Source organism: Thermoactinomyces sp. CICC 23799, assembly GCF_016055145.1.
Lineage (GTDB): Bacteria > Bacillota > Bacilli > Thermoactinomycetales > Thermoactinomycetaceae > Thermoactinomyces > Thermoactinomyces intermedius.
In genome coordinates this window covers 330,959-355,027 of the sequence record NZ_JAECVV010000002.1, presented here as the reverse complement: position 1 = coordinate 355,027, position 24,069 = coordinate 330,959, and the positions used below count along the sequence as shown (strand labels likewise).

At 48.8% G+C, this 24,069-nt stretch carries 23 protein-coding genes, 1 rRNA gene and 1 other RNA gene; 5 read left to right on the top strand and 20 right to left on the bottom strand.

All coding sequences use genetic code 11. The features are described from left to right. The 7 genes from I8U21_RS04225 to ffs all read right to left on the bottom strand — a co-directional run. Positions 1 to 88, bottom strand: a 16S ribosomal RNA gene (locus I8U21_RS04225); the annotation flags it as partial. 156 nt (positions 89 to 244) lie between these two features. Next, positions 245 to 520, bottom strand: coding sequence for a pro-sigmaK processing inhibitor BofA family protein (locus I8U21_RS04220; protein WP_181732951.1), 276 nt, complete (start codon positions 518 to 520; stop codon positions 245 to 247). A gap of 304 nt (positions 521 to 824) precedes the next feature. After that, a complete protein-coding gene (gene recR, locus I8U21_RS04215) occupies positions 825 to 1,421 on the bottom strand; it encodes a recombination mediator RecR (RefSeq protein WP_181732950.1) in 597 nt (198 codons plus the stop codon). A 20-nt stretch (positions 1,422 to 1,441) separates the two neighbouring features. Further along, positions 1,442 to 1,753: a YbaB/EbfC family nucleoid-associated protein gene (locus tag I8U21_RS04210; RefSeq protein ID WP_181732949.1), complete on the bottom strand. Its 312-nt coding sequence runs from the start codon at positions 1,751 to 1,753 to the stop codon at positions 1,442 to 1,444. A gap of 13 nt (positions 1,754 to 1,766) precedes the next feature. Then, a complete protein-coding gene (gene dnaX / locus I8U21_RS04205) occupies positions 1,767 to 3,476 on the bottom strand; it encodes a DNA polymerase III subunit gamma/tau (protein ID WP_181732948.1) in 1,710 nt (569 codons plus the stop codon). 138 nt (positions 3,477 to 3,614) lie between these two features. Further along, complete coding sequence (locus I8U21_RS04200; RefSeq protein WP_232334044.1) at positions 3,615 to 4,751, bottom strand: two-component system sensor histidine kinase NtrB; 1,137 nt, start codon at positions 4,749 to 4,751, stop codon at positions 3,615 to 3,617. Between the two features lie 324 nt (positions 4,752 to 5,075). Then, positions 5,076 to 5,340, bottom strand: an RNA gene (gene ffs / locus I8U21_RS04195) — signal recognition particle sRNA large type. Positions 5,341 to 5,533: 193 nt separating this feature from the next. On the opposite strand from ffs, the gene I8U21_RS04190 reads away from it, so the two are divergent. The 3 genes from I8U21_RS04190 to treR are packed head-to-tail and all read left to right on the top strand — an operon-like array spanning position 5,534 to position 9,546. Beyond that, a complete protein-coding gene (locus I8U21_RS04190; protein ID WP_198053355.1) occupies positions 5,534 to 7,111 on the top strand; it encodes a PTS transporter subunit EIIC in 1,578 nt (525 codons plus the stop codon). A gap of 17 nt (positions 7,112 to 7,128) precedes the next feature. Further along, entirely contained in the window at positions 7,129 to 8,823 is a 1,695-nt protein-coding gene (gene treC, locus I8U21_RS04185) for an alpha,alpha-phosphotrehalase (protein WP_269747565.1), read from the top strand. Between the two features lie 12 nt (positions 8,824 to 8,835). Beyond that, a complete protein-coding gene (treR, locus tag I8U21_RS04180) occupies positions 8,836 to 9,546 on the top strand; it encodes a trehalose operon repressor (RefSeq protein WP_198053354.1) in 711 nt (236 codons plus the stop codon). Positions 9,547 to 9,713: 167 nt separating this feature from the next. Here treR and I8U21_RS04175 read toward each other — a convergent pair whose 3' ends face one another. The 8 genes from I8U21_RS04175 to I8U21_RS04140 form a co-directional block, all read right to left on the bottom strand. After that, on the bottom strand, positions 9,714 to 10,523 hold the full coding sequence (locus tag I8U21_RS04175) for a lipoate--protein ligase family protein (RefSeq protein ID WP_181732943.1): 810 nt from the start codon (positions 10,521 to 10,523) through the stop codon (positions 9,714 to 9,716). Between the two features lie 20 nt (positions 10,524 to 10,543). Continuing rightward, complete coding sequence (locus I8U21_RS04170; protein ID WP_181732942.1) at positions 10,544 to 10,699, bottom strand: hypothetical protein; 156 nt, start codon at positions 10,697 to 10,699, stop codon at positions 10,544 to 10,546. Positions 10,700 to 10,803: 104 nt separating this feature from the next. Then, the gene (locus tag I8U21_RS04165) at positions 10,804 to 11,181 is read right to left on the bottom strand and encodes a hypothetical protein (protein WP_181732941.1); all 378 of its coding nucleotides are present in this window, start codon (positions 11,179 to 11,181) and stop codon (positions 10,804 to 10,806) included. Between the two features lie 42 nt (positions 11,182 to 11,223). After that, positions 11,224 to 11,754 (bottom strand): NAD(P)H-dependent oxidoreductase, encoded by a 531-nt coding sequence (locus I8U21_RS04160; RefSeq protein WP_181732940.1) that lies wholly within the window; start codon positions 11,752 to 11,754, stop codon positions 11,224 to 11,226. Positions 11,755 to 11,802: 48 nt separating this feature from the next. Continuing rightward, positions 11,803 to 13,365: a DHA2 family efflux MFS transporter permease subunit gene (locus I8U21_RS04155; protein WP_181732939.1), complete on the bottom strand. Its 1,563-nt coding sequence runs from the start codon at positions 13,363 to 13,365 to the stop codon at positions 11,803 to 11,805. A gap of 38 nt (positions 13,366 to 13,403) precedes the next feature. Then, a complete protein-coding gene (locus I8U21_RS04150) occupies positions 13,404 to 14,039 on the bottom strand; it encodes an HlyD family secretion protein (protein WP_181732938.1) in 636 nt (211 codons plus the stop codon). Between the two features lie 24 nt (positions 14,040 to 14,063). Beyond that, positions 14,064 to 14,726, bottom strand: a complete 663-nt coding sequence (locus tag I8U21_RS04145; protein WP_181732937.1) for an HlyD family secretion protein — start codon at positions 14,724 to 14,726, stop codon at positions 14,064 to 14,066. Then, complete coding sequence (locus tag I8U21_RS04140; protein WP_181732936.1) at positions 14,723 to 15,190, bottom strand: MarR family winged helix-turn-helix transcriptional regulator; 468 nt, start codon at positions 15,188 to 15,190, stop codon at positions 14,723 to 14,725. The genes I8U21_RS04145 and I8U21_RS04140 overlap by 4 nt, the downstream gene beginning before the upstream one ends. An 864-nt stretch (positions 15,191 to 16,054) precedes the next feature. Here I8U21_RS04140 and I8U21_RS04135 point away from each other — a divergent pair. Together I8U21_RS04135 and I8U21_RS04130 are read left to right on the top strand one after the other, a co-directional pair. Further along, the gene (locus I8U21_RS04135) at positions 16,055 to 16,918 is read left to right on the top strand and encodes a YitT family protein (RefSeq protein WP_181732958.1); all 864 of its coding nucleotides are present in this window, start codon (positions 16,055 to 16,057) and stop codon (positions 16,916 to 16,918) included. A gap of 179 nt (positions 16,919 to 17,097) precedes the next feature. Then, a complete protein-coding gene (locus I8U21_RS04130; RefSeq protein ID WP_181732935.1) occupies positions 17,098 to 17,574 on the top strand; it encodes an SgrR family transcriptional regulator in 477 nt (158 codons plus the stop codon). Here the strand turns inward: I8U21_RS04130 and I8U21_RS04125 are convergent. The 5 genes from I8U21_RS04125 to I8U21_RS04105 form a co-directional block, all read right to left on the bottom strand. Next, the gene (locus I8U21_RS04125) at positions 17,571 to 18,557 is read right to left on the bottom strand and encodes a glycerophosphodiester phosphodiesterase family protein (protein ID WP_198053353.1); all 987 of its coding nucleotides are present in this window, start codon (positions 18,555 to 18,557) and stop codon (positions 17,571 to 17,573) included. The two genes, I8U21_RS04130 and I8U21_RS04125, sit on opposite strands and share 4 nt — an antisense overlap. 156 nt (positions 18,558 to 18,713) lie before the next feature. Further along, entirely contained in the window at positions 18,714 to 20,210 is a 1,497-nt protein-coding gene (locus I8U21_RS04120) for a BCCT family transporter (protein WP_181732933.1), read from the bottom strand. 75 nt (positions 20,211 to 20,285) lie between these two features. After that, entirely contained in the window at positions 20,286 to 21,728 is a 1,443-nt protein-coding gene (locus I8U21_RS04115) for an aldehyde dehydrogenase family protein (RefSeq protein ID WP_232334039.1), read from the bottom strand. A 22-nt stretch (positions 21,729 to 21,750) separates the two neighbouring features. Further along, a complete protein-coding gene (locus tag I8U21_RS04110) occupies positions 21,751 to 22,791 on the bottom strand; it encodes a homoserine dehydrogenase (RefSeq protein ID WP_181732932.1) in 1,041 nt (346 codons plus the stop codon). Then, positions 22,791 to 24,005: a M20 metallopeptidase family protein gene (locus tag I8U21_RS04105; protein WP_198053366.1), complete on the bottom strand. Its 1,215-nt coding sequence runs from the start codon at positions 24,003 to 24,005 to the stop codon at positions 22,791 to 22,793. The genes I8U21_RS04110 and I8U21_RS04105 overlap by 1 nt, the downstream gene beginning before the upstream one ends. Between the last annotated feature and the right edge of the window lie 64 nt (positions 24,006 to 24,069).

The window sequence follows — 24,069 nt, the reverse complement described above, 5'->3', positions numbered from 1 at the left end:
ATCCCGGAGGATGATTCTCCCGCTCGACTTGCATGTATTAGGCACGCCGCCAGCGTTCATCCTGAGCCAGGATCAAACTCTCCAAAAAAGTTTGATATGAACTCTCAAGAATTAACGAGTCATGTCTTCACTCTTCAGTTTTCAAGGAACACTTCATTTCGTTTTGTTTTGCTGCTCTCTCGCAGCGACAATTATGATACTACCACCTTATCAGACATAAGTCAACACCTTTTTTCGATTTTTTTTATAGACCAATAAAAATTATTTTCACGGCCACCAGATAAACGATTCCCGGAATCCCCAAACAGCCGGTGACAAACGCCGTCCAAAGGTTAATCGGGATGTGGAGTTGCACATATTGCCCCAGCAAGTTCAAAACAAACAAAACCAATGCCCCCACAGCGGTCGACAACACTCCTTTTCCCATCCACATCAGCGGTTTTTTTACCGACCGGTTGACCACCATAAAAAACATCATACCCAACAAGCCGGTGACCACCCACCATTGATATTCCAACAAACCCATCCCTCCCCGGATCTTTTTCAGAATCGGAATCAAGACAAAAAGACAAAATAAGTATGAAAACCAAAAACAAAATCCAATCGCAACCGGACATCCGTACAAAGTCTGACACTTCTCCCCATGGGTTCCGGCTGCGACTTTCCTGGAACAAAAACGGATACATTCCCCCTCTCAATCGTTTTTCCATAATCCGCAGCGTCCCCTATTTCAGCCGCTCTTTTTGCAAAAATAAAAGCGACAGCTTCCCGGGAAGTGTCGCTTCCATTCTATGCACAAGGTTGTCTGTTTCATGATCAATTTTTTATAACTCGTGTCTTCCTTCCAGCGCTTTGGCCAAGGTGACTTCATCCGCATATTCCAAATCCCCGCCGACCGGCAGTCCGTGGGCGATACGCGTCACCTTCAGCCCGAAAGGTTTGGTCAAACGGGACAAATACATTGCCGTCGCTTCCCCTTCGATGTTGGGATTGGTTGCCAGGATCAGCTCCTTCACTTTTTCGTCTTCCAGCCGCTTCAACAGCCCGGGAATGTTCAAATCATCGGGTCCGATTCCCTCAATGGGGGAAATCGCCCCGTTCAATACATGATATAAGCCATTATATTCACGAGTCCGTTCCATGGCGATCAAATCTTTGGTGTCTTGCACCACACAAATGGTTGACTGGTCCCGGTTTTTATCGGAACAGATATAGCAAGGATCCTGATCCGTGATATGCCCGCAAACGGAACAATGGCACAAATCCCGTTGCACCCGGACCAATGCTTTGGCCAAATCCAAAACGTCCTCTTCTTCCATGGTCAATACATAAAAAGCCAGCCGTTGAGCCGTTTTGGGGCCAATCCCCGGCAAGCGCATGAATCCCTCAATCAGTTTTGAGATTGGTTCAGGCACATACAACGTTCCCACCTCTGGTCACTTTAAAATAATCCGGGGATATTCAAACCGCCTGTAAATTTCCCTAAATCTTTGGCTACCAGCTCCTCGGCCTGTTTCATCGCTTCATTGATTGCGGCGGTGATCAAATCCTGCAACATTTCCACATCATCCGGATCCACAACTTCCGGGGAGATCTCAATCCCCAATAATTGCTTATGGCCGTTCATCCGCACTTTCACCACACCACCGCCGGCCGTTCCTTCCACTTCCTTTTTCTCCAGTTCCTGTTGGGCTTTCGCCATTTCCTGCTGCATTTTTTTCACTTGTTTCAGCATCTGATTCATGTTCCGCATCCGTCATCGCCTCCTAAACTTTCGGTTCATTCTCATCGGAAACTTTGATGATTTCTTCGCCGAACAAATCCACGGCTTTTTTCACAATGTCTTCTTGCAAAGACTCCGGTTCCGGTTGGGGGCCGCTCTTATTCCCGGAAGCCGGAAGATTCCGCGCCGAAGCTTGTTTCTTCCAATCATCCAGCATCACGGTTTTCAGTCGCATCCGTTGCCCCGTCATCTGTGAAAGAATTCCTTCAATTAAAGACTTGTTGCTTTCTTTTTCGGTTGTTTCACGGTGAATTTTGCTTTTAAAAGCAACGATCACGGCGTCATCGGTGGCTCCGACCGGTTCACCGTCAATCAACCAGGCATGGACCGTGATTTTTTCCTCTTTCACCCGCTGAAGCAATTCAGGCCAGATCTTTTTGATCCGGGCTCCTTGTTGCTCGGACAGCTTCTCCAACCATTGCCGGCTCAGTGCCGGTGCGGAAGATTTGACAACCGGAGAAGACGGGACAGGACGGTTCCCGGGTGCCGGGGAGATTTCTTCCTTCACAGCCGCTGTGTTTTTTTCCTGGCGAATCCAACTTTCCAACTTTTCAATCCGCTCTTCCAGCTTTGCCACCAGATCCGGCTCCACATTTTTAGGATCGCTTCCAAAAACATCCGCCAGACGGACCAGGGCCATCTCCAACAACACGCGGGGATGAGTCACCCATTTCATCTGTTGTTCCGAATGAACCAACACATCCAGCATCCGGGAAAGACGGTGATGTGTCAACTTCCCCGCAACCTTTTCCACCGATTTCATCCACTGTGTTCTTCCTTCGCGCTCCATCAAGGAAGGTGCAGTTTTAAACAGCAACAAATCCCGGCAAACATGGATGAAATCCTGAACCAACTTTTCAGGCTCCACGCCGCTTGCAATACACTCCTCCAGCTTTTGCAGGGCGGAAGGCATCTTCTGTTCGACCAAATCGACGAAAATCGAAAGCACCATCTCCCTCGACGCACTTCCCGTCACGGCTTGCACCGCTTCAATGGTCAAGGAATCCCCACTGAAAGCCAACGCTTGATCCAGGAGACTCAGCGCGTCCCGCAGTCCGCCGTCGGCGGTTTGCGCAATGGAGATCAAGGCTTCATCATCAAAGGAAATATCCATCGACCGGCAAATCGTTTTTAAACGGTTCACGATCTTTTCAAAGGAAATGCGGCGAAAAGTGAATCGCTGACAGCGGGAAATAATCGTTGGAGGAAGTTTATGCGGCTCCGTGGTAGCCAGAATGAAAATCACATGCTCCGGAGGTTCTTCCAATGTTTTCAACAGTGCATTAAATGCTTCTGTGGTCAACATATGAACCTCATCAATGATATACACCTTGTAACGGACTTCGGTCGGCGCATATTTCACCTTGTCGCGCAGATCACGGATCTCATCCACTCCCCGGTTGGATGCCGCGTCAATTTCGACCACATCCATCAGGGAACCTTCGGTGATGCGCCGGCAAGCTTCGCATTCATTGCAAGGCTCTTTGGCCGGGCCGTGAACACAGTTCACTGCTTTGGCCAAAATCTTTGCCGCGCTGGTTTTCCCCGTTCCGCGCGGTCCGTTAAACAAATAAGCATGGGTAAGGTGTTTTTCGTTTAATGCATTCATCAATGTTTTTGTCACATGTTCCTGACCGACTAAATCCTCAAAGCGTTGCGGTCTCCAAACGCGATACAATGCCCGATAGGACACACCCAACACTCCAACTTGTTCCCCTCAACGGGGGCATATTCATGGTCTTTACTATCATACTACACTGAAAACCTTTTTTCCAAAAGAAACAACCCACTGCCTGTGGGAAAAGATCCATCATCTTATCGGCAGTGGGTTTTATGTTTTAATGAGCGGCAAGTAAACTTTCACCTTGGTGCCTTTCGGTCCGGACTCAATTTTGATTTCTCCGTCAATCTCCCGCAAAATCTGACGGCAAATGGGAAGTCCCAGACCGGTTCCGTTCTCTTTGGTTGTAAAAAACGGTTCATATATTTTTTCCAAAACATGAGGTGGTATTCCGGGTCCGGTATCCATGATCTCCACAACCACATGTTTTCTTTTCTCATTTGTTTTCAGTCGAATCGTCAGCAGGCCGCCATCTTTCATTGCTTCAATCGCATTTTTGGAAACATTGAGAAAAACTTGTTTCAACAACTCCCCATCTGCTTCAATCATCGGAATCGTCGTCAGTTGCCGTTTGATCATCACATCAATGTTATAGAGAAGTGCTTCGTTTTTGATGATGGGCAGGATGTCGTTGAAGACCTTCGTCACATTCACGGATTGGACGTTTAAATGCCGTGGTTTGCTCAGCATCAAAAATTCCCCGACAAGGCTGCTGATCCGGCTGATCTCCCTTAACATAATATCGATATACCCGTGTTCTTTCTGCTGTCCGTTTTCCTTCATCTTATGCCCGATCACCTGTAAAAATCCCCGGATCGCCGTGAGGGGATTGCGAATTTCATGCGCGGTTCCGGCTGCAATCTGACCGATGGTCGCCAAACGGTTGTTTTGCTGAACCTGCTGCCTCAAAAGCTGCATCTCGGTTTGGTCCTCGATCATCAAAATTTGCCCTTTCAAGCCGCTTTCACTGTCTTCAAACGTGTGAAACCGCATCAGCAGGCACCGCGGTTCTTCCCCGTCCGGGCACCAGTCCAATTCCAGCTTCCGCTTCTCTTTGCGGGAATGCAAAATGGAGAACAACCGGTCCCTGTACTTTTTCGGCAACCCCAACTGAATCACGGCATCCCGGAATGACCGGTACATCATTTTTGATTTTTCCAACCCCAACAGCCTTGCTGCCGCTTGATTGATTTCCACGACATTCAACCGGTCATCAACCACGATAACTCCCAAGTGGATTTTTGAAATTAACTGGACGGCCAAACGCTCATAGGGTGTCACAGGATAAAATGTGTATAAATGGATTGACCCATGATCTCCATTTCCTGCTAACGCCTTTGTGTTCATATTCATCATCTTCGCACCGCCACATTAAAAGCTTCCCTTCTGTCCTTCGTGCTTACTTTTTGCAACGAACGATTCATTGGAATCACATGAGATCCACAAGTGAACAACTTCTCCCATCACAACCGCAAACAACCGACACCAAAATGGGAAGTTCCCATCGTTTTTTGATAACAACCTGCTGTGTACGGGCAACATGCCACAAATAATTCTAACTTTTTATTCGCTGTTTACCTTTTTCTTCCTTCTTTAAGAAAAAATTTTCCATTCAAATGCTAAAAAAAAACACCTTGTGCCCAAGGTGCGTTTTCCAAAGATGTCTATGTACCGCGCACCTGTCTCCGACGTGTCTTGCCCGAGCGGCCCCTGAACCATCAGCTCAGACCAGGCACCCCTGCGGCACACGACCGGTCTCCCTTAGTGCTGCTTCCGTCAGGACCTGACACGGTTCGGAAGTGATCGTTGCGCAGGACCCGATCATCAACACGGATGATCCAGACCAGCCTCACACAAAGCACGCCTCGGACAGGCATCGACCCCGTTATAGCGGATTACGGGCTACAGGGCACCGCTACCTCCCCGTCTAGCGCGGTGTTTCCATCATAACACAAGCTTGGCGTCAGAATCAATGGCAGGATCAGGATTTTCCGGGACCTCCCTTCTTCATTGACAAACCTGTATAGACAGGAGTACAATTTGGTTACATGAAAGGCCTTTCATTTTTTGTATTCCCTTTCCTGTATATACAGGTGACCGATTCCAACACGGGGATAAGGAGGAAAATAATGGCGAAAGGTTTCTCTTTTGACTTTTTTCAACGTGTCGGCCGCTCCATGATGGCCGTGGTTCTCATTCTTCCGCTTGTTTCGATTTTGATGGGACTGGGCGGCGTGATTTTAAATCCCAATGTCCAAGAGTTGATTCCTTTCTTGAGCAGCAACGGCTGGCAAGTCACCGGGGAATTGATGCAACGGGCGGGACAAGCCGTTTTTAATAACCTTCCCGTCCTGTTTGCCGTGGCGATTGCCATCACCTGGACCGGCAAAGGAATGGCCGGGTTCTCGGCACTGATTTCGTTCTTCATCATGCATACCACCCTCGGGGCGTTGATTGATATCACCAGGATCAAGCTGAACGAAAAACTGCTGGGAACCGAACTTGGCATTGAAACCATGCAAATCGGTGTGTTCGGCGGAATTTTAATCGGTTTTTTGACTGCTTATCTTTACAACCGCTTTCATAAAGTGGAATTGCCTGATTCGATTTCCTTGTTCAGCGGGGAACGGCTGGTCCCCATCGTTTCTTCGTTTGGGGCCATCTTGTCTGCAGTGGTTCTTTACTTCATCTGGCCGCCGGTCGGAAACGGGATTTTTGTTTTGGGGAACTATATTGCCACCCATACCAACCCGTTGATTGTGGGATTGTACGGCGGGCTTGAAAAACTGCTCATCCCGTTCGGGTTGCATCATATTTACAATACCCCCTTGCTGTTCACGGATATCGGCGGCGCTTACACTTCGTTGGACGGCGCCCGCATCGTGGGGGACCAAAACGTTTATATTTCCCAAGTGATCGACAAACTGCGTGACCCGTCGATTGCCATTACCGGAGGCACCTACATCGCAGGAAAATTCATCCCGGTGATGTTCGGATTGCCTGCCGCGGGTTTGGCCATCATTCATACGGCAAAACCGGGCAAACGAACAAAAACCAAATCGTTGATCGTGGCGGCTGCCGTCACCGCTTTGTTGACCGGAATCACGGAACCGCTGGAATTCACATTCCTGTTTGTTGCCCCGGTCTTATATGCCATTCATGCCGTTTTGACCGCCATCGCTTTCGGGCTGGTCAATGCTTTGGGCATGCACGGCGGGTTTGCCGGCGGCTCCGGGCTGATTGACTTCATCTTGTTCAATGTACTGCCCAACCACTCCAATGCATGGCTTGTCACCATCGGGCTCGGCCTTGTCTTTGCGGTGATTTACTATTTCACGTTCCGGATTTTGATCCAAAAAATGAACCTGAAAACACCGGGGCGTGAAGATGATCACGAAGAAACCCGTCTCCGCACCAAAGACGAGTTCCGCGAAAAAATCGGCATCCAATCAGGAAGCAAAGAAAAAGAAAGCAAAAGCAGCCAGGCCGCTCTCATTTTGGAAGCTTTGGGCGGCAAAGATAACATTGTCAAACTGGACGCCTGCATCTCCCGCCTCCGCGTCGGGGTCAAAGAAATTGACAAAGTGGATGAAAACCGGCTGAAAGCATTGGGCGCTGCCGGTGTCATCAAAAAGGGAGACGGGATTCAGGCGGTGTTCGGGACGAAATCATCCATCATCAAAGAAGAAATCCAAGAGTTGATGTAGCATACAAGGAGGTTTTTTTGTTGGCGGAATGGTGGAAAAAAGCTGTTGTCTACCAGATCTATCCAAAGAGCTTTTATGACACGACAGGGAACGGAACAGGAGATTTAAGAGGAATCATTCAGAAGCTGGACTACCTGAAAGAGCTGGGGGTTGATGTTTTGTGGCTGACGCCGGTTTATGAATCCCCGCAAAACGACAACGGATATGATATCAGCAATTATCACAAAATCCATGAAGAATACGGAACGATGGAGGATTTTAAAGAACTTCTCCATCAGGTGCACAAACGCGGCATGCGATTGATCATGGATATGGTGGTCAACCATACTTCCACCGAGCATGAATGGTTTCAAGCATCCCGTTCTTCCAAAGAAAATCCGTACCGTTCGTATTACATCTGGAAAGACGGCAAAGACGGGAAGGAACCGAACAATTGGCAATCCAAATTCGGGGGTTCCGCTTGGAAACGGGACGAAAAAACCGGCCAATATTACCTGCATTTATTTGATGAAACCCAAGCGGATTTAAACTGGGAAAATCCGGAGCTGAGACAAAAAATTTACGAAATGATGCGTTGGTGGCTGGATCTGGGCGTGGACGGCTTCCGGTTGGACGTGATCAACCTGATTTCCAAAGATCAACGGTTCCCCGACGACGACGGATCCGTCCCTCCCGGGGACGGCCGCAAATTTTACACCGACGGCCCGCGCATCCACGAATTTATGCAAGAGATGAACCGGGAAGTGTTTTCCCGCTATGATATCATGACCGTTGGCGAAATGTCGTCCACGACCATTCCGCATTGCATTCAATACACCCGTCCGGAAAACCGCGAGTTAAACATGGTTTTTCAATTCCATCATTTGAAAGTGGATTACCCGGGCGGGAAGAAGTGGGAAACAGGTCAAATGGATTTTGAAGCATTAAAACGAATCCTTTCCACCTGGCAGACGGAAATGCAAAAAGGCGGCGGCTGGAACACCTTGTTTTGGTGCAACCATGATCAGCCGCGGGTGGTTTCCCGCTACGGCAATGACGGGCCCTACCACAAAGAATCGGCCAAAATGTTGGCCACCGCCATGTATTTGATGCATGGAACCCCGTTTATTTTCCAAGGGGAAGAAATCGGCATGACCAACCCGGACTTTACGTCCATCGACGACTACCGGGATGTCGAAACACGGAATATGTATCACATTTTGCGTGAGCAGGGAAAAACCGAGGAAGAAGTGATGCAAATCATCCGGCAAAAATCCCGCGACAACGCGCGCACCCCGATGCAATGGACGGCGGGGAAGCACGGAGGCTTCACCAAAGGAACCCCTTGGATTCCCGTTGCACCGAATTACCGGCAAATCAATGTGGAACAAGCCTTGAAAGACAAGGACTCCGTTTTTCATCATTACAAACGGCTCATTCAGCTGCGGAAAGAGCACGATGTCTTGATCAACGGCACTTTTGAACCCGTTCAATTGGATCACCCGGACGTCTTTTCCTATCTGCGGCACGGCCGGAATGAAAAATGGCTTGTGATCAATAATTTCTTCGCTCATTCCACCCGTTGGCATCTGCCGTCTTCCCATGTGTTGCCGGAAGACTGGGAAGGAGAATGTGTGCTCTCCAACTATCCGGATGCACCGGACCATTTCCGGGAAATGACATTGCGGCCTTACGAATCCCTTGTTTTCCGTTTGACGAAAACCAATCATTAAGGGGAAACCAAGGTGGAAAACATTTATCTGACCATTTACCATGAACTTGCCGAACAAATTGAAAAAGGAAAGTTAAAACCCGGAGGGAAACTTCCCTCCGAACATGACCTTTCCAAACAATACCAAACCTCTCGTGAAACGGTGCGAAAGGCACTGAACTTGTTGTCCCAAAACGGCTATATCCAAAAAATCAAAGGCAAAGGATCTTTTGTGTTGGGGATTCACCGGTACGACTTTCCGGTTTCGGGATTGGTCGGTTTCAAAGAATTATTCTCCAAATTAAATAAACAATGGAAGACTCATGTGAAGAAATTGGAATTAAAACCGGCGGATCCGCAAATCCATACGGAACTCGGATTAAAGCGCAAAGAACCGGTTTGGGAAGTGGTCCGCATCCGTGAAGTAAACGGGGAAAAAATCATTTTGGACAAGGATTATTTCCGGAAGGCTTATGTCCCTGAGTTGACCAAAGAAGTCTGCCAGGATTCCATTTATGAATATCTGGAAAAACAGTGCGGGCTTTCCATCAGCTTTGCCAAAAAAGTCATCACCATCGAACCCATGACGGAAGAAGACCGGAACTTTCTCGACCATCAAAAAGAACCATATGTGGCGGTGGTCCGAAATTATGTCTTTTTGGAGGACAACACCCTTTTCCAATACACGGAATCCCGCCATCTGCCGGAAAAATTCCGTTTTGTCGACTTTGCAAGACGTCATTAAAAAATCTGCCTGCGGGGACAGAAAATCAAAAACGGGTCCGAATAATTATATGAGACCCGAGACCTTCTCGCATCCGTCTGTGCTACAGGCGGGTTCATTATAACCCAATCCCTTTTTCACAGCGTTTTCCTACGTGTTTAGCCACTCCGATGAGGAGTGGCTTTTTGTCATTCCCCGTATCTTTTTTGGATCTTTGTCAACATTTCCCGAACCGGTTCTTCATACGCCGGTTCGTAATCATGCCTTTCCTTTTTCTGTCCGTCCCCGGCCACTTCTTTGACCCGCGATACAAACCGGTCGACAGTCAGATCCTTGTTCCATTCGGACAAGGCAGCCATTTTGCCGGGTTCCACTTTGGGGAAATCGAGATTGAGATCTCCTCCTGACGCCAAATCATAAAATTGTTTCGCTTTCTTTCCCCTTTCCCTTCCGTTCCCTTCCACCAAAACAAACGCCTGAATCACAAAGGCCCGGATCTGTCTCCGCTGGGCAATGCCGCAAAACTTCCGCCCGTCAATGCTTAAATCATAATCCCCCGGACAGAAGGATCCTTGGATTTCCCCTTTTTCAATCGGGGGAACCAACGGTTTTAAACACTCCCGCATCAGTTGATACATGATTTCAAAGTCTTGTTTGATTTCCACTTTTCCCCTTGGCGAAGGCAAAATCAAAGAAAGATTGACCACTCCCGGATCCAAAGGAACGGCGGCTCCCCCGGAATTACGAACTCCCACACGGGAACCCGTTGATTCCAACCAATCGATCGCTCTTTCGGCATGAGGCAATTTCCGGTCCCGGATTCCCAGAATAAACGCATTTTGATGCCGCCAAATATGAAGCACCGGGGGAAGATGGCCGCTTCCCACTTCCTTGCAAAGAATTTCATCCACCGCAAATGGATATAAAGCCTGGCCGGTTAACAAACCGGCAGAAGTATCAATGATTTCCCGAACCTTTTTGTACGCATTTTGTCCCATCGCTCGTACTCCTTTTTCTTTCAACCAAGATACCATGCTTTCCGGTGAAGCATATCATTCAGATTCCCTTCGGTGTTCGTTCCATCCAAATCCAACCAGCCAAAAGTATAGCCCATTCCTCCATCCGGCGCCATGGGAAGAATGACCATCCCGAAGAATCCGTTAGAAGCGCCCATCCGAAAACCCCTTTTCAACCCAAGGGGATAAAACCGGCAACCGATGGGAACACTAATAAAAAACCACCCTGCATTACACAGGGCGGTGGATTCCAAGACTCCGTTTACCGGTCGGATTCCTTATCTTGATTCAATTGCTTATGCATCGAACGAAGAACTTCCCGGTATTCCCGGTCACTGTACCGGTCGGGATCCCGGGCCGGTTCTTCTTTCGTTACTTCAGTTTGTTGTTTCAAGCTTCTGCGCAAGGCTTCCCGATATTCATCATCGGTCATGGTGTATCCGGTGGAATCCGTTACTTTCCTGGTCACTTTTTTCGCCGGAGCCTCATGGTTCTCAGGCGCTTCTTCTTGGGACGGAACCTCCGCGGCCCCCGCCTGCTCTTCTTCCTCCATGTTTTTCCCGGCACGGGAATTGATGGCATACAACACAATTCCGCCAAGAACAACGAGCGCCCCGTAAAAGAGAATCAAATAAGTCAATCGACTCCCCCCTTTGTTCCGGGTTTAAAGCTTTACAACTTTTTACTTCAACTTTTTCGCAACATGGGCCACACGGCGTCCCAATGCTCTTCCGAGTGACAAGTCATTTTCACCCGGGGACGAATCTTCTTCCCCGTCTGTGACCGGACAAGTCACAGACAGCCCGTAATAAGAGCCCAACATGACATTTTCCGGCAAATTGCTCGGCAGTCCGACAATAATCATTCCATTGTGAAGCATCGGCGTAATCAAGTTCCACAATGTCATTTCCGCACCGCCGTGCAAAGTTGCGGTCGTGCAGAAAACCGCACCCACTTTTCCAATCAATTTTCCGTTCGCCCACAGATGTCCCAAACGGTCAATCCAGGATTTCAAGCCGGAACTGATCGTTCCGAAATGGCCGGGGCATCCCCAGATGATCGCATCCACATCGTTCAACTCCCGCACATCGGCTTCATTGACGTGACGGAGAATCACCTCTGCCCCTTCCACTTCACGCGCGCCTTCTGCAATCGATGCGGCCACTTTTTCCGTATGTCCGCTTTCACTGTCATATACCACATAAATCTTCATGAATCACTTCTCTCCCTTCCACGACTTTCCGAATAATTTAGGAACTGTTCAACCGGATACTTTCTTGTCTTTCCGCACATCCCGCAAGAAGAAACTCAAAATCAAGCCGACAAAAGCAAAGGCGGTAGCCCAAAGAAAAGCATCATTGATTCCCTGAACGGATGCATATTGGGCAGCTTGCCCGTACAGCGTGCTGGTCATCAAACTTTGCGCTTGTTCCGCCGGCAAGCCGACAGCTTGGGCAAAACCGCTCAGCGCCGAATAAAAATGATCGCTGTAAGCCGGATCCATCATATTGGCTTGATCCGCCAATTTTCCCAAATGATATTGGGTGCGGATGGAAAAGATCGTCGTAAACACACTGATTCCAAGCGATCCTGCGATTTGCCGCGATGTGTTGGCCATCGCCGTGCCGTGACCGTTCATCTCTTCCGGCAATTGATTCAAGCCGGCCGTCATAATCGGCATCATCAGCAGGGACATTCCGAAAGAACGGATCATATAGATGATCAGGATCCAAGTATAACTGGTTTCCAGGGTTAAATGCGTAAATTCATAAGTGGTTACGGTGGTGACCAACAACCCGATCACTGCCAGAGGACGGGGGCCCACTTTATCAAACAGCACACCGGAGACCGGGGACATCAACCCCATGATAATGGCTCCCGGCAGCAGCAATAACCCGGATTCGAAAGCGGTAAAACCGCGCAGGTTTTGCAGATAAATCGGAATCAAAAACATGCCCGCAAACATGGCAATGGTGATAATTGCATTAATCACGCTTGACAGGGTAAACATATCAAATTTAAACACGGAGAAATCGAGCAACGGTTTTTTCGATCGAACTTGCAACAGCACAAACACATAAAGGAAGAACACACCCAGCACCAGGGTGGAAACCACCACCGGATCATCCCAGGTTTTGTTCCCGGCTTCACTCAATCCGTACAGCAACAGACCGACGCCGAGCGAAGAGGTGACGGCCCCCCAAAAGTCAAAGTGCGGCTTGGTCTCTTTTCTCAAACCATCCTTTAAAAGGAAAAATGCAAAAGCAATGACGATCAGACCAAGCGGCACCATCCCGTTAAACAAAATGCGCCAGTCGTAATGTTCAATGACCCATCCTGACAACGTGGGACCAATGGCCGGGGCAAAAATCATCCCGAGCCCAAACAGCCCCATCCCTTTTCCGCGCGCCTCCGGCGGGAAAATGTGAAGGGTCACCACCATCACCAGCGGCATCAGGATTCCGGCACCGACCGCCTGAATCAAACGACCGATCAACATCATGGAAAACGTGGCAGCCAGTCCGCACATGAGTGAACCAGCTGTGAAAAACACCATCGAAGCGATGAATAGCCGTCGGATTCCGTAACGGTCCACCAAATAAGCGGAGAAGGGAATCAAAATCCCGTTGACCAACATATAACCGGTGAGCAACCATTGAGCCGTGCTTGCCGTCACATTGAATTCATTAATCAGGCTGGGAATAGCCACATTGAGCAAGGTCTGGTTCAAAACCGCCAAAAACATCCCCAGCATAATCACGATCATCAGCGGCAAATGCTGTCGGAATCCGCCGCCGTCCGCTGTATTTTGCTTCGCACTCATTCTTTTCCTCCTTTCCTGACGAATCTGTCCAAATCAACTTATTTATGAATGAGGATCGTTGCATTCATACCCGGCACCACGGTATCCGGATAATTTTCCATTTCAATGACCACCGGAATCCGTTGAACCACTTTGGTATAATCCCCGCTGGCGGTTTGTTGCGGCAACAGGGAGAAGACCGAGTTGGTCGCTTTTCCGATTTTCTTCACCGTTCCTTTGATTTTGGTGCCTTCTTCCGCATCGATCGTAATATCCACTTCTTGTCCGACACTTACATCTTTGATCTCGGTTTCTTCAATGTTCGCTTCAATGTAGAGTTTGTTCAAATCCACCATTTGGACCAGGGTTTGGCCTGCGGCAACCATTTGCCCCTCAGAAAGATCACTTTTCACGATGGTTCCGTCCATCGGAGCCTGAATGTCCACGGTTTGTTGTCCGGTGTTTACTTTCCCCAGAACCTGACCGCTTTTTACTTGTTGTCCTTCTTCAACCTGCCATTCTTCCAATTTTCCGTTTCCGACCGAAGCCACCGGAATCAAATCCCCTTTGACCCGGGCATCTTCGGTTTCAATATAATTGGATTTCATATAATAGAAGTAATAGCCGCCAATTCCCAATCCCATGATAATAAGGAACACAAGCGCATTCGTCAAAACAAGACGTCCTGCTTTCATGAGTCATCACCTTTCCCCTTGATTTTAAGACTGTATTTTCACCTCAGCATTCATTCCAGGCATCAAATTCACATCGATTTGCTCATCAAAGACGATTTGTACCGGAACACGCTGAACCACTTTATTTTCATTTTGGCTGTCCGTGCTTGCCGACGGATTGGTGAAATCCCCGGCTGTCGAACCAATCTTTTGCACTTTTCCTTTAAAAATGCGGTCTTTGTAAGCATCCACCGTAATGTCCACTTTTTTGCCCGGTTTGACCCGGTCGATTTCTGTCTCATCAATATAAGCAACAATGTATTTGTTCGACAAATCGGCAACCATCGCAACCGGTTGTCCCGGTTTGACCATCTTGCCGGGCACAGCATTGCTTTTGACAAGGACGCCCGAAAAAGGCGAAGTAATGGATTGTGTCGACGGAGCATCGGTTTCATCGCCGGACGGCTGGCCGGACTGCAGAAGCGTCTCCGTTCCCAGGATCTGACCTTCTTCCACGGAATCTCCTTCTTCAACCGCCCACTCTTTCAGCACCCCGGCCTGATCCGGATAAACCGGAACCATCTCTGCCGTCACTTGGGCAATTTCACTGGTCACATAAAGGGATTGGTTGGTGAGATAGTATCCTGCACCGATGATCATCCCCAACACAAAAAGGATCAAAATCAAGTTATTCAGCGCTCGTTTCAATGCTTTGTCCCTCCTTTCTCCAGCCGGTTTTCGTATACCCCCTCGATAAACCTTTGCATGTTTTCAATGAATCGCTCCATTTCCTCAGAAGAAAGATTCAACCTTTTGACATGCGCATAAATTTTGTTTCTCTGGGCGTTGGAGAGTTCTTCAATCATTTCCCGGCTTTTATCCGTCAGCCGGATTTGTACGATTCGCCGGTCTTTCTGATCCCGTTTCCGCAAAACCATGTCCATCTCTTCCAAACGCCCGATCATTCCGCTCAGCGAACTCAGCGGAATATCCAGATGCTTGCTGATCTCCACCAGTGGGGAGGCTCCTTTGACATTGAGAAAATGAAGTACCAGCGCATGAGAAAAAGTTAAATGATGTTTTTTTAATTCTTCCCGAAGCAAGAGGTGACAGAGCGCCATTATCCGGTGAAACAGGCGAATCAAACTGTCCATTTGATCATCACGAATCACAATCACCTCCCCCAGGGAAATGATGTTTCGGTTATCGAATGATTAATACGATAAAATATTAACCTGCATAAGTCAATATGCGTCACAAGATGTTCAACAACCATTCAAAATTACTTCGGTTGCCGAATGATTCATATCATAAAATATCAACCTTTCAAAGTCAATCACATAATTGAATGATTTGGATCACTTTTTTTGGTACCGAGTCAAAGGAAAAACATGGATTGGAGGAATCGTTCTCTTTTTCAGGGTTTTGTTGGAAACAGGCTTTAAATATTTATTTTATATCTTGTAATAAAAATCCTCTTTTTTATTTCTTTTCTACCCTCCCGTTTGAATCCAATCGTTTTCTGCTTTTTGTCAAAAGGAAAGGGACGAAATCAATCCATACGGAAAATTATTCCGACGTCTTCCCATTTGCCTCCGATTTGTTTTAATATGAATATGTATAATTTATTTTTTACTTAACAATTTATTTTGTTTGTTGAATATATTCTGAATGATAAGTGAATAATCTTTGTTTTTTGGGGAAGATCCGAAAAAAGAGGGAGAGATCATCCATTCCCATCCATATCAAGCATATTTTGTGCGAAAAAAACCGTTTTATTAATGGATGATCCTGGAATCCGAAAACCGGACCGCCTTCCGGTTACATCCTCTGTGCATTGGTTTAATTTTTAGACATTTAAATATTTAAAACAAACACGAAAGAATTGTGATATAATTAAAGAACCATTGTTATGGAAAGGAATTGAAAAGCTCACATTCCCCTTTTTTGTAACCTGATCCCCTCTTGGATTACATTTTTAAAAAGGGGTTGTGAAATATATGGAGTTATTTACTTCTTCCAATGAAACGGAACAAATGGAAAAGCCGAAAAAGTTGATTTGGTTAAATAATATCAAAAGAATTTTCTTTATTTTGGTCGGTGCCTTTTTGTTTTCGCTCGGTTTGGAAGTTTTCCTCGTACCCAATCAGGTGATTGACGGTGGCATCGTCGGTATTTCCATCATCATTTCTCATTTAACGCATTGGAATCTCGGATTGTTGTTGGTCATTTTTAACCTTCCGTTCCTCTTTTTGGGGTACAAACAAATCGGGAAAACCTTTGCTTTTTCCACCATGTTCGGGATTGTCGTGATGTCCGCGTTTACCAACATATTTCATCACGTTCCGGCTGTAACCAAAGATCCGCTTCTTGCCGCCGTGTTTGGCGGAATTATTCTGGGGGTCGGAGTCGGTTTGGTCATCCGGTACGGTGGTTCCCTGGACGGAACGGAAATCCTCGCCATCCTCATCAATAAGAAAGTTCCTTTCTCCGTCGGTCAAATCGTGATGTTTGCCAACCTGTTCATTTTAAGCAGCGCCGGTTTTGTCTTCAGCTGGGATCGTGCCATGTATTCTTTGATCACTTATTTCATCGCTTTTAAAATGATTGACATCGTCATTGAAGGTTTTGAAGAAATGAAATCCGTTTGGATCATCAGTGACAAAACCGAAATCATCGGCCAAACGATTTCCAACCGTTTGGGACGCGGTGTCACTTATTTGGCCGGGGAAGGCGGCTACAGCGGAGAAAACAAAAAAGTGATTTTTTGTATTATCACACGGTTGGAGGAAGCGAAATTAAAATCCATTGTCGAGGACATTGACCCGAATGCATTTTTGGCTACCGGAAACATCCATGATGTGCAGGGCGGTTCCTTCAAAAAGAAAGATATTCACTAAGAAAAAAATCAGAGGCGATCAGGTTATTGAAAAAGTGGGATGAAGAGGCGTGTCCGGGGGCACGTCTCCATTCATATCCTCCGGTTCATCCATGGATTGGCCCGGGAACTCAGGTGGCCCAATCCCGGCCTTTCCGTTAAGATGATTTCAAACAAACCGATTGGCACCAAGGTGATGGCATGAATATCATCGAATATTATTTGTTGCTCAGGCTTCAATATCAAGAGTACCGTTGTCATCAATCGTTTTATGTCAGTTTGAACGAATTGGCCCGGGTCTTGTGTTGTTCCACCCGCAACGTGAAACGGTTGTTGCGAAAAATGGTGGAGGACCAGCTGATTTTCTTTAAACCGGGCGGCGGGCGCGGCAAACGCTCCAAGTTGCAATTCAGACGGCCGCTGCACCAAGTATTCCCTTTATACATACAATTTTTGATCCGACAAGGACAATTCCGGGAAGCCGTCCGCTGGATCAAAAGAGAAGGAATCCCGGCCAAAGTGCGCGAGCAGTGCTATCGCGAACTGCTCCGTCACTTGAGCTTTCCCGGGATTCCCCTTCATGAAATCAACGGGTTTCCACAACATTCTTTTCCGGTAACCCCGACCATGATCGCCTCTTCCACCGGAACCTGGTATCTTGTGGAACGAAATAATTAATCCTTAAAGAGCGGGGCAATGCGGTCAATCCGGTTGGTCCAGATCCACCGGTCGTAACCTTCGGGGAGACGGCTTATATCTTCGGTTTGGTCAAATCCGTCTGAAAAGCCGCCGCTTCCCTTCACCAGAATCACCCGGGTGTCCACCCGGTCCATCCTCTCCAGGAACCGGTCAGGCCATCCCCACAGCCAGGGAGCGATTTCATCCGGAATATGAACCTGGGTTTGCCGGCAACTTGCCGGGACATAACCGCTCCAACCCACGGCCAGATAAGAAAGCAGGCAACTTTTCAACGATGCTTTGCTCATCGTGCGGAGCTCCGGAAGCTGTTTTTCCAGGGCTTCCACCGGTTGGTCTCCGCCATACACCGCCAATTGACGGAGGCGGTCTTTCGGGAGCGGTTTGAGCTTTTCCGCAAGCACGATTCCCTCTTGGGGATCATTGCTTTTCACATGAATGAGCAGCATTTTATCGGGGAAGGCCTGGAGCACTTCGTCCAGTGACGGCATCAAACCGACGCCTTTCCCGCGAAAGGGATACGTTTTTCCCCCATCCGCCGTATAACCATACCCCACATCCAATTTCTTCAGTTCACCCATGGTATAATCGCGTACTTTCCCCTTGGCATTGGTCCGGCATTCCAGCATGTGATCATGGAACACGGCAAACTGATGGTCCTTGGTCAGCTGAACATCCAGTTCGACCATGTCCGCCCCGGCCTGAAAAGCCGCACGCATGGAAGGAAGCGTGTTTTCCAAAAATGGATGTTCCGGAGGATGGATCCGCTCGGCGGTGCAGGTGTCATTTTCCACACCCTCCAAGTCAAAGGTTTGTGCCAGTCCGCGGTGAGCCATGAGATACGGATTGCCGGAACGCGGCTTTGCCAAAAGAGAAGTGTTGTTGACATAAACCAAAGAGACGAACAGCAAAAGAACCACAAGAATCCAAATCCATTTGCGCTTGCTTTTTTTGATTCCTTTCAATTCCCTCGTCACCCTTTCCTGTGCATCGTCCGGTTGGATGATTCCTCTTGTTTATCATAGCCGGCCGGCTGAATAAAAAAAGATCCTTTTTTCCCCGCTTTTGTCCCCTTTTTCAAACAAAAAGCGGAAAGGCGTTTCTCCTTTCCGCGCACCACCTTAATTTTTCTCTTGTCTTAAAGATTTGATCAGGGAAAAACTCATCAAAATCAAAATGATGGCAAAAGGAAGAGCTGAAATCAAGGCGGCCGTCTGCAATCCTTCCAAGCCGCTGCTGATGATGAGAACGGCCGTAATGGCGGCCATCAACGTTCCCCAGATGAAGCGGCGCAGGATGGAAGGATCGGGGTTTCCGCCGGATGTCATCATCCCCAGCACAAATGTTGCCGAATCGGCCGAAGTGACAATAAATATGGCAATCAACACAATGGCAATCACCGATAAAAGGAAGGGAAAAGGCATATGTTCCAGCAAGGCGAAAAAGGCCGTGGTCACATCCTTTTCGACGGCACTGGCAATGGCTTGGTGTTTAAACAGATCCATATGCAAAGAAGTGCCGCCAAAGACTGCAATCCAAACCAGCGCGATTGCCGGAGGGACGATCATCACCCCGAAGACATATTCCCGGATCGTCCGCCCTTTGGAAATGCGGGCGACAAACGAACCCACAAACGGGGACCAGGCAATCACCCATGACCAATAAAAGATAGTCCAATCATAAACCCAGGTGTCCCCTTGGTAAGGCGGAATATAAAAACTGCTTTCCACAAAGTGCTGGATATAGTCTCCGACTCCCAGCGTCAGCCCGTTTAAAATAAAAACCGTCGGACCCGTGAAGAGAACAAACAACATCAAAGCCAGCGCAATCCCCATATTCAGATTGCTCAAAAAGCGGATTCCCCGGTCAATCCCGGTCAAAGCGGACGTAATGTACATGAGAAACATCACGGCGACGATGATCAACTGCATCCAGGCATTGTTGGGAAGAGAAAAGACATAGGAGAGCCCGCCGTTAATTTGCAGCACAGCCATGCCAAAGGAAGTGGCCACCCCAATGACGGTGGCAATCACTGCCGCTATATCCATGAAATCTCCAAGAAACGGATGAATTCCTTTTTTCCCGGCCAAGCCGCTCAAAGCCGAACTGATCAAAGATTTCTCTTTTTTCCGGTACTGAAAATAACCAAGAACCAATCCGACAAGGGCAAAAACGGACCACTGATGAATTCCCCAGTTAAAAAAGGAATAACGCATCGCCAGGCGGGCCGCCTCGGCCGAACGGGGTTCCACCCCCTCAAAAGGGGGCGCCGCAAAGTGCGTCATCGGTTCGGCAACCCCCCAAAACACCAAGCCGGCTCCGAAACCTGCGGCAAACAACATGCTGATCCAGGAGAAAAACGAGTATTCCGGATCCTCCGAATCATCCCCGAGCTTCACCCGGCCGTATTTGCTGCACGCCAGGTACAGGCAGAAACTCACAAAAAACACCATCGCCAGCAAGTAAAACCATCCAAAATGAACCGTCGTGAAATCAAAAATCTTCGCTGCATACACAGAAAAACTTTCCGGATTGACAGATCCGAGGATAACAAAGAACAAAATGACCAAAGCCGATCCCCAAAACACGACATTTGAAGCGTTTTCTTTTTTCCTCAAAAAACCATCCTTTCGTTTTCACCAAAACACGTGTCCTGGCTCATCAGCACTTTTAAATCTGTTCAGACCAACGGTTTATTTCGCAAGTTTGAAGCAAACCACTTTGATTTCCGTCATTTCTTCCAGCGCAAACCGCACCCCTTCGCGGCCGAGACCGGAACCTTTCACGCCGCCAAATGGCATGCCGTCGATGCGGTAGTCGCTGCTGTCATTGATCATGATCCCTCCAACGTCCACTTCCCGGATGGCCCGGTATGCTTTCTCCAGATCTTTGGTGAAAATCCCCGCCTGCAGCCCGTAATTCACTTGGTTTGCTTCAAAAATCGCTGTTTCCAGATCCGGCACCGGATAAAGGATGACCACCGGTCCAAACACTTCTTCTCTTGCCAACGTGCAATCTTCCGGCAGATTGGTGAGCACGGTCGGCTGGTAAAAGGCTCCGTCCCGTTTCCCCCCGCACAGCAAGGAAGCTCCTTTCTCCACGGCTTCATTCACCCAGCTTTCCACCCGTCTGGCCTCTTTTTCGTTGATCATCGGCCCCATGTCCGTCAATTCCGACAATTTATCCCCGACCCGGTATTTCTGCGTCTTTGCCGTAAATTGGTCCTTAAATTCTTCAAACACTGCTTCCTCAATATAAATGCGTTGCACGCCCAGACAATTTTGCCCCGCGGCCCAAAAAGCCCCTGAAACACAGGAAGCAACGGCTTCATCCAAATCCGCATCTTTCAGAACAATGACCGGGGAATTGGATCCAAGCTCCATCGAAATTTTTTTGAGTCCGGCCTGACGTGCGATCTTTTCCCCCGTGGAAAGCCCTCCGGTAAAAGAAACCATGCGCACATCGGGATGCGTCACCAGGGTTTGTCCAACATCCTTGGCCGACCCTGTGATCACGGATAACACCTTTGGGGGAAGTCCGGCCTTGTCAAACGCCTCCGCGAGTAAGATGGCACTCAGCGGGGTCACCGAAGTCGGTTTCACAATGATGGCATTTCCGCCGGCAATCGCCGGACCGACCTTATGTGCCACCAAATTTAAAGGATCGTTGAAAGGGGTGATGGCCGCAATGACCCCGACAGGGAAACGGTAGTAGTAACCCACCCTGTTTTCACTTCCCGGCATTTGGTCAAACGGAATGGTTTCCCCGTGAATTCTCCTGGCTTCCTCCGCACTGATGCGGATCGTTTCAATGCAACGGGCCACCTCTTTTCTCGCCTCGCGGATGGTTTTGCTTCCTTCCAGCGCAATGGTTCTGGCATACGTTTCCCGATGCTCATCAATCCAGTCCGCCGCCCGGTTCAGTACGGCCATCCGTTCATGAACCGGCATGCGGGCAATGATGTCCGCACCTTCTTTCGCTTGTTCCACCGCATAAAGCGCATCTTCTTTCGTTGCGGCAGGCACCGTGGAAATCAGGGAGTCATCTTGCGGATTACGGACTTCAATCGTTTGGGGACGCCCCACCCATGTTCCCGCCAGAAACATTTTCTGATGCTTGGTTTTTGACATCACCATGCTTTATCATCCGCTCCTTTCGTCAAATTTGACCGCGGTAAATATTGATCAAGTCAATTAAAATGGAATATCCGGTTTCGGTCCGGCCGGCTCCGGCCCCCACCAAGGTAATCGGCCCCGCCAAATCGCAATCATACGTGATGGCATTGGTCGCTCCCGAAATATTGGCCAACGGATCCGAAAGAGGAACGGCTTCCGGACCAACCGAAGCCACCACCCGGTCCCCTTCTTTTTTCACTTTTGCAATCAGCTTCCACCGTTTCCCTTCGCTTTTCGCCTGCTTGATATCCTCATGGGTCAAACGGGTGATTCCCTGTCGTTTCACCTGTTCCACTTTCAACGGTGCATTCATCACGACATTGGCCAAAATGGCCGCTTTATACCGGGCATCATACCCTTCCACGTCGCTGGTCGGGTCTGCTTCGGCATATCCCTTCGCTTGCGCTTCTTTCAAAGCTTCCTGGTACGACATTCCCTCTTCCATTTTGCACAAGATGTAATTGGTGGTTCCGTTCAAAATCCCGCGCACTTCCCGGATCTCATTTCCGGCCAGGCAAACGGGAGGCATTCCGAGTGCCGGCGTGCCGCTCATCACCGTGCCTTCAAATCTCCATTTGACCTTGTTTTCGGATGCCAGACGGGACAATTCCTCATAAGCCAAAGCAACCGGGCCTTTATTGCTCATCACCACATTTTTCCCTGCCTGAAATGCGGTTTTGACATGCTGTATGGCCGGCTGTCCGGTTTGGACATCCGTGAAAGTGACTTCCACAATGGTATCGGCATTGCTCCCGCGGATGGTTTGAAAACTGTCCCACCCTTTGACCAAACCGGGTTTTTCCGGATAGGATTCCAAACTCCCGGTTTCCTGAAAGGTTTGAAACACCTGGTCCAGATCCAACCCTTCCGGGTCATACAGCGATCCTTTCATCAGATCGCAAATCGCTACAACCTTTGCGTCAAAGCCCAGATTTTTCCGCAACCGGTCCCCTTTGTCCCGGATAATTTCCAGCAGTCCCTGTCCCACGGTTCCAAATCCCAACAGTGCGATTTTATGAGCCATCAACACCCACCCCTTTCCTTGTCATGCCACCGGTATTGCCCGGTCAGGTAACGTCTGGCTGTTTCGGCAAGGATCGCAACACCTGCCGGCAGGCACCGTTCATCGATGTCAAAAACCGGGGTATGCAAGTCCCTTTTCACCCCGTCCGGCAGTTGGCATCCCAGAAAAAACATCGCTCCCGGAATCTGTTGCGTCATCCAGGCAAAATCTTCCCCGCCCAACCCGAACGGAGTCCGGATCACTTGAAAATCGGGGAACAAATCTTGAATCGTGGTTTCGATCCAGCGGTTGACCACCGGATCATTTTTTAACGCCGGTTCTCCCCGGTGAATGGAAAGTTGATATTCCCCGCCGAACACCCTCACCACGGAGAACGCTTTTTCCAATTCCCGGGCCAGCTCATCTCTCACCGCAGGATCATAGCTTCGCATGGTTCCTTGTATCCAAACTTCCGACGGAATCACATTGCTGGTGGAACCCGCCCGGATTTGCCCGATGCTGATCACGGCCGGCTCCAGCGGAGAAATTCTCCGGGCGACAATGCCATGGAGGGATTGGAGAACAAGCCCCAGCATCCAAACCGGATCGGTCCCCAAATGCGGATAGGCCCCGTGTCCGCCGGTACCGGAAATGCCGGCTTCGAACACATCCACATTGGCCATGCTGTAACCATCGTGGACCCGGATCTTTCCGACCGGATTTTCCGGGCTCATATGCAAGGCGATGGCACAATCCACATCCTGCAACACCCCGGCCCGGATCATGTATTGGGCGCCGGTCAGCCCGTCTTCATCGGTGTCTTCCTCTGCGGGTTGAAAAAGGAATTTTACCGTTCCCCGGACCGATTCTTGCTCGAAACACTCCGCCAGCAGATGGGCGGTTCCCAAAAGAATGGCTGTATGAGCGTCGTGGCCGCATGCATGCATGATGCCTTCATTTTTGGAACGAAAAGCATGTTGGTTCATTTCCAAAATGGGCAAGGCATCCATATCTGCCCGGATGGCAATGGACGGGCTTTCTCCGGAGGTCAAGGTGCCGACCACCGCAGTCGGATATCCGACACCGGTTTCCACCTTCATCCCGGGAATCTTTTTCAGCATCTCCACCACAAATTCGGATGTTTGAAACTCTTGAAAACTGAGTTCCGGATTGGAATGGATTTGTCTTCTCCAAGAGATGATTTTATCCGAGAGAGCCTGAGCTCTTTGCACCATGGATGAATACCGGGTAACCAATGCGTCCTCTCCCCTTACCGGTTGAAATTGAAAAGTCCGGGCG

Coding starts and splice junctions, on each gene's coding strand:
- I8U21_RS04210 (WP_181732949.1), bottom strand. CDS start 1,753: ATGCGGAACATGAATCAGATGCTGAAACAAGTGAAAAAAATGCAGCAG.
- I8U21_RS04200 (WP_232334044.1), bottom strand. CDS start 4,751: ATGAACACAAAGGCGTTAGCAGGAAATGGAGATCATGGGTCAATCCAT.
- I8U21_RS04190 (WP_198053355.1), top strand. CDS start 5,534: ATGGCGAAAGGTTTCTCTTTTGACTTTTTTCAACGTGTCGGCCGCTCC.
- I8U21_RS04175 (WP_181732943.1), bottom strand. CDS start 10,523: ATGGGACAAAATGCGTACAAAAAGGTTCGGGAAATCATTGATACTTCT.
- I8U21_RS04170 (WP_181732942.1), bottom strand. CDS start 10,699: ATGGGCGCTTCTAACGGATTCTTCGGGATGGTCATTCTTCCCATGGCG.
- I8U21_RS04160 (WP_181732940.1), bottom strand. CDS start 11,754: ATGAAGATTTATGTGGTATATGACAGTGAAAGCGGACATACGGAAAAA.
- I8U21_RS04155 (WP_181732939.1), bottom strand. CDS start 13,365: ATGAGTGCGAAGCAAAATACAGCGGACGGCGGCGGATTCCGACAGCAT.
- I8U21_RS04150 (WP_181732938.1), bottom strand. CDS start 14,039: ATGAAAGCAGGACGTCTTGTTTTGACGAATGCGCTTGTGTTCCTTATT.
- I8U21_RS04135 (WP_181732958.1), top strand. CDS start 16,055: ATGGAAAAGCCGAAAAAGTTGATTTGGTTAAATAATATCAAAAGAATT.
- I8U21_RS04130 (WP_181732935.1), top strand. CDS start 17,098: ATGAATATCATCGAATATTATTTGTTGCTCAGGCTTCAATATCAAGAG.
- I8U21_RS04115 (WP_232334039.1), bottom strand. CDS start 21,728: ATGGTGATGTCAAAAACCAAGCATCAGAAAATGTTTCTGGCGGGAACA.
- I8U21_RS04110 (WP_181732932.1), bottom strand. CDS start 22,791: ATGGCTCATAAAATCGCACTGTTGGGATTTGGAACCGTGGGACAGGGA.
- I8U21_RS04105 (WP_198053366.1), bottom strand. CDS start 24,005: ATGGTGCAAAGAGCTCAGGCTCTCTCGGATAAAATCATCTCTTGGAGA.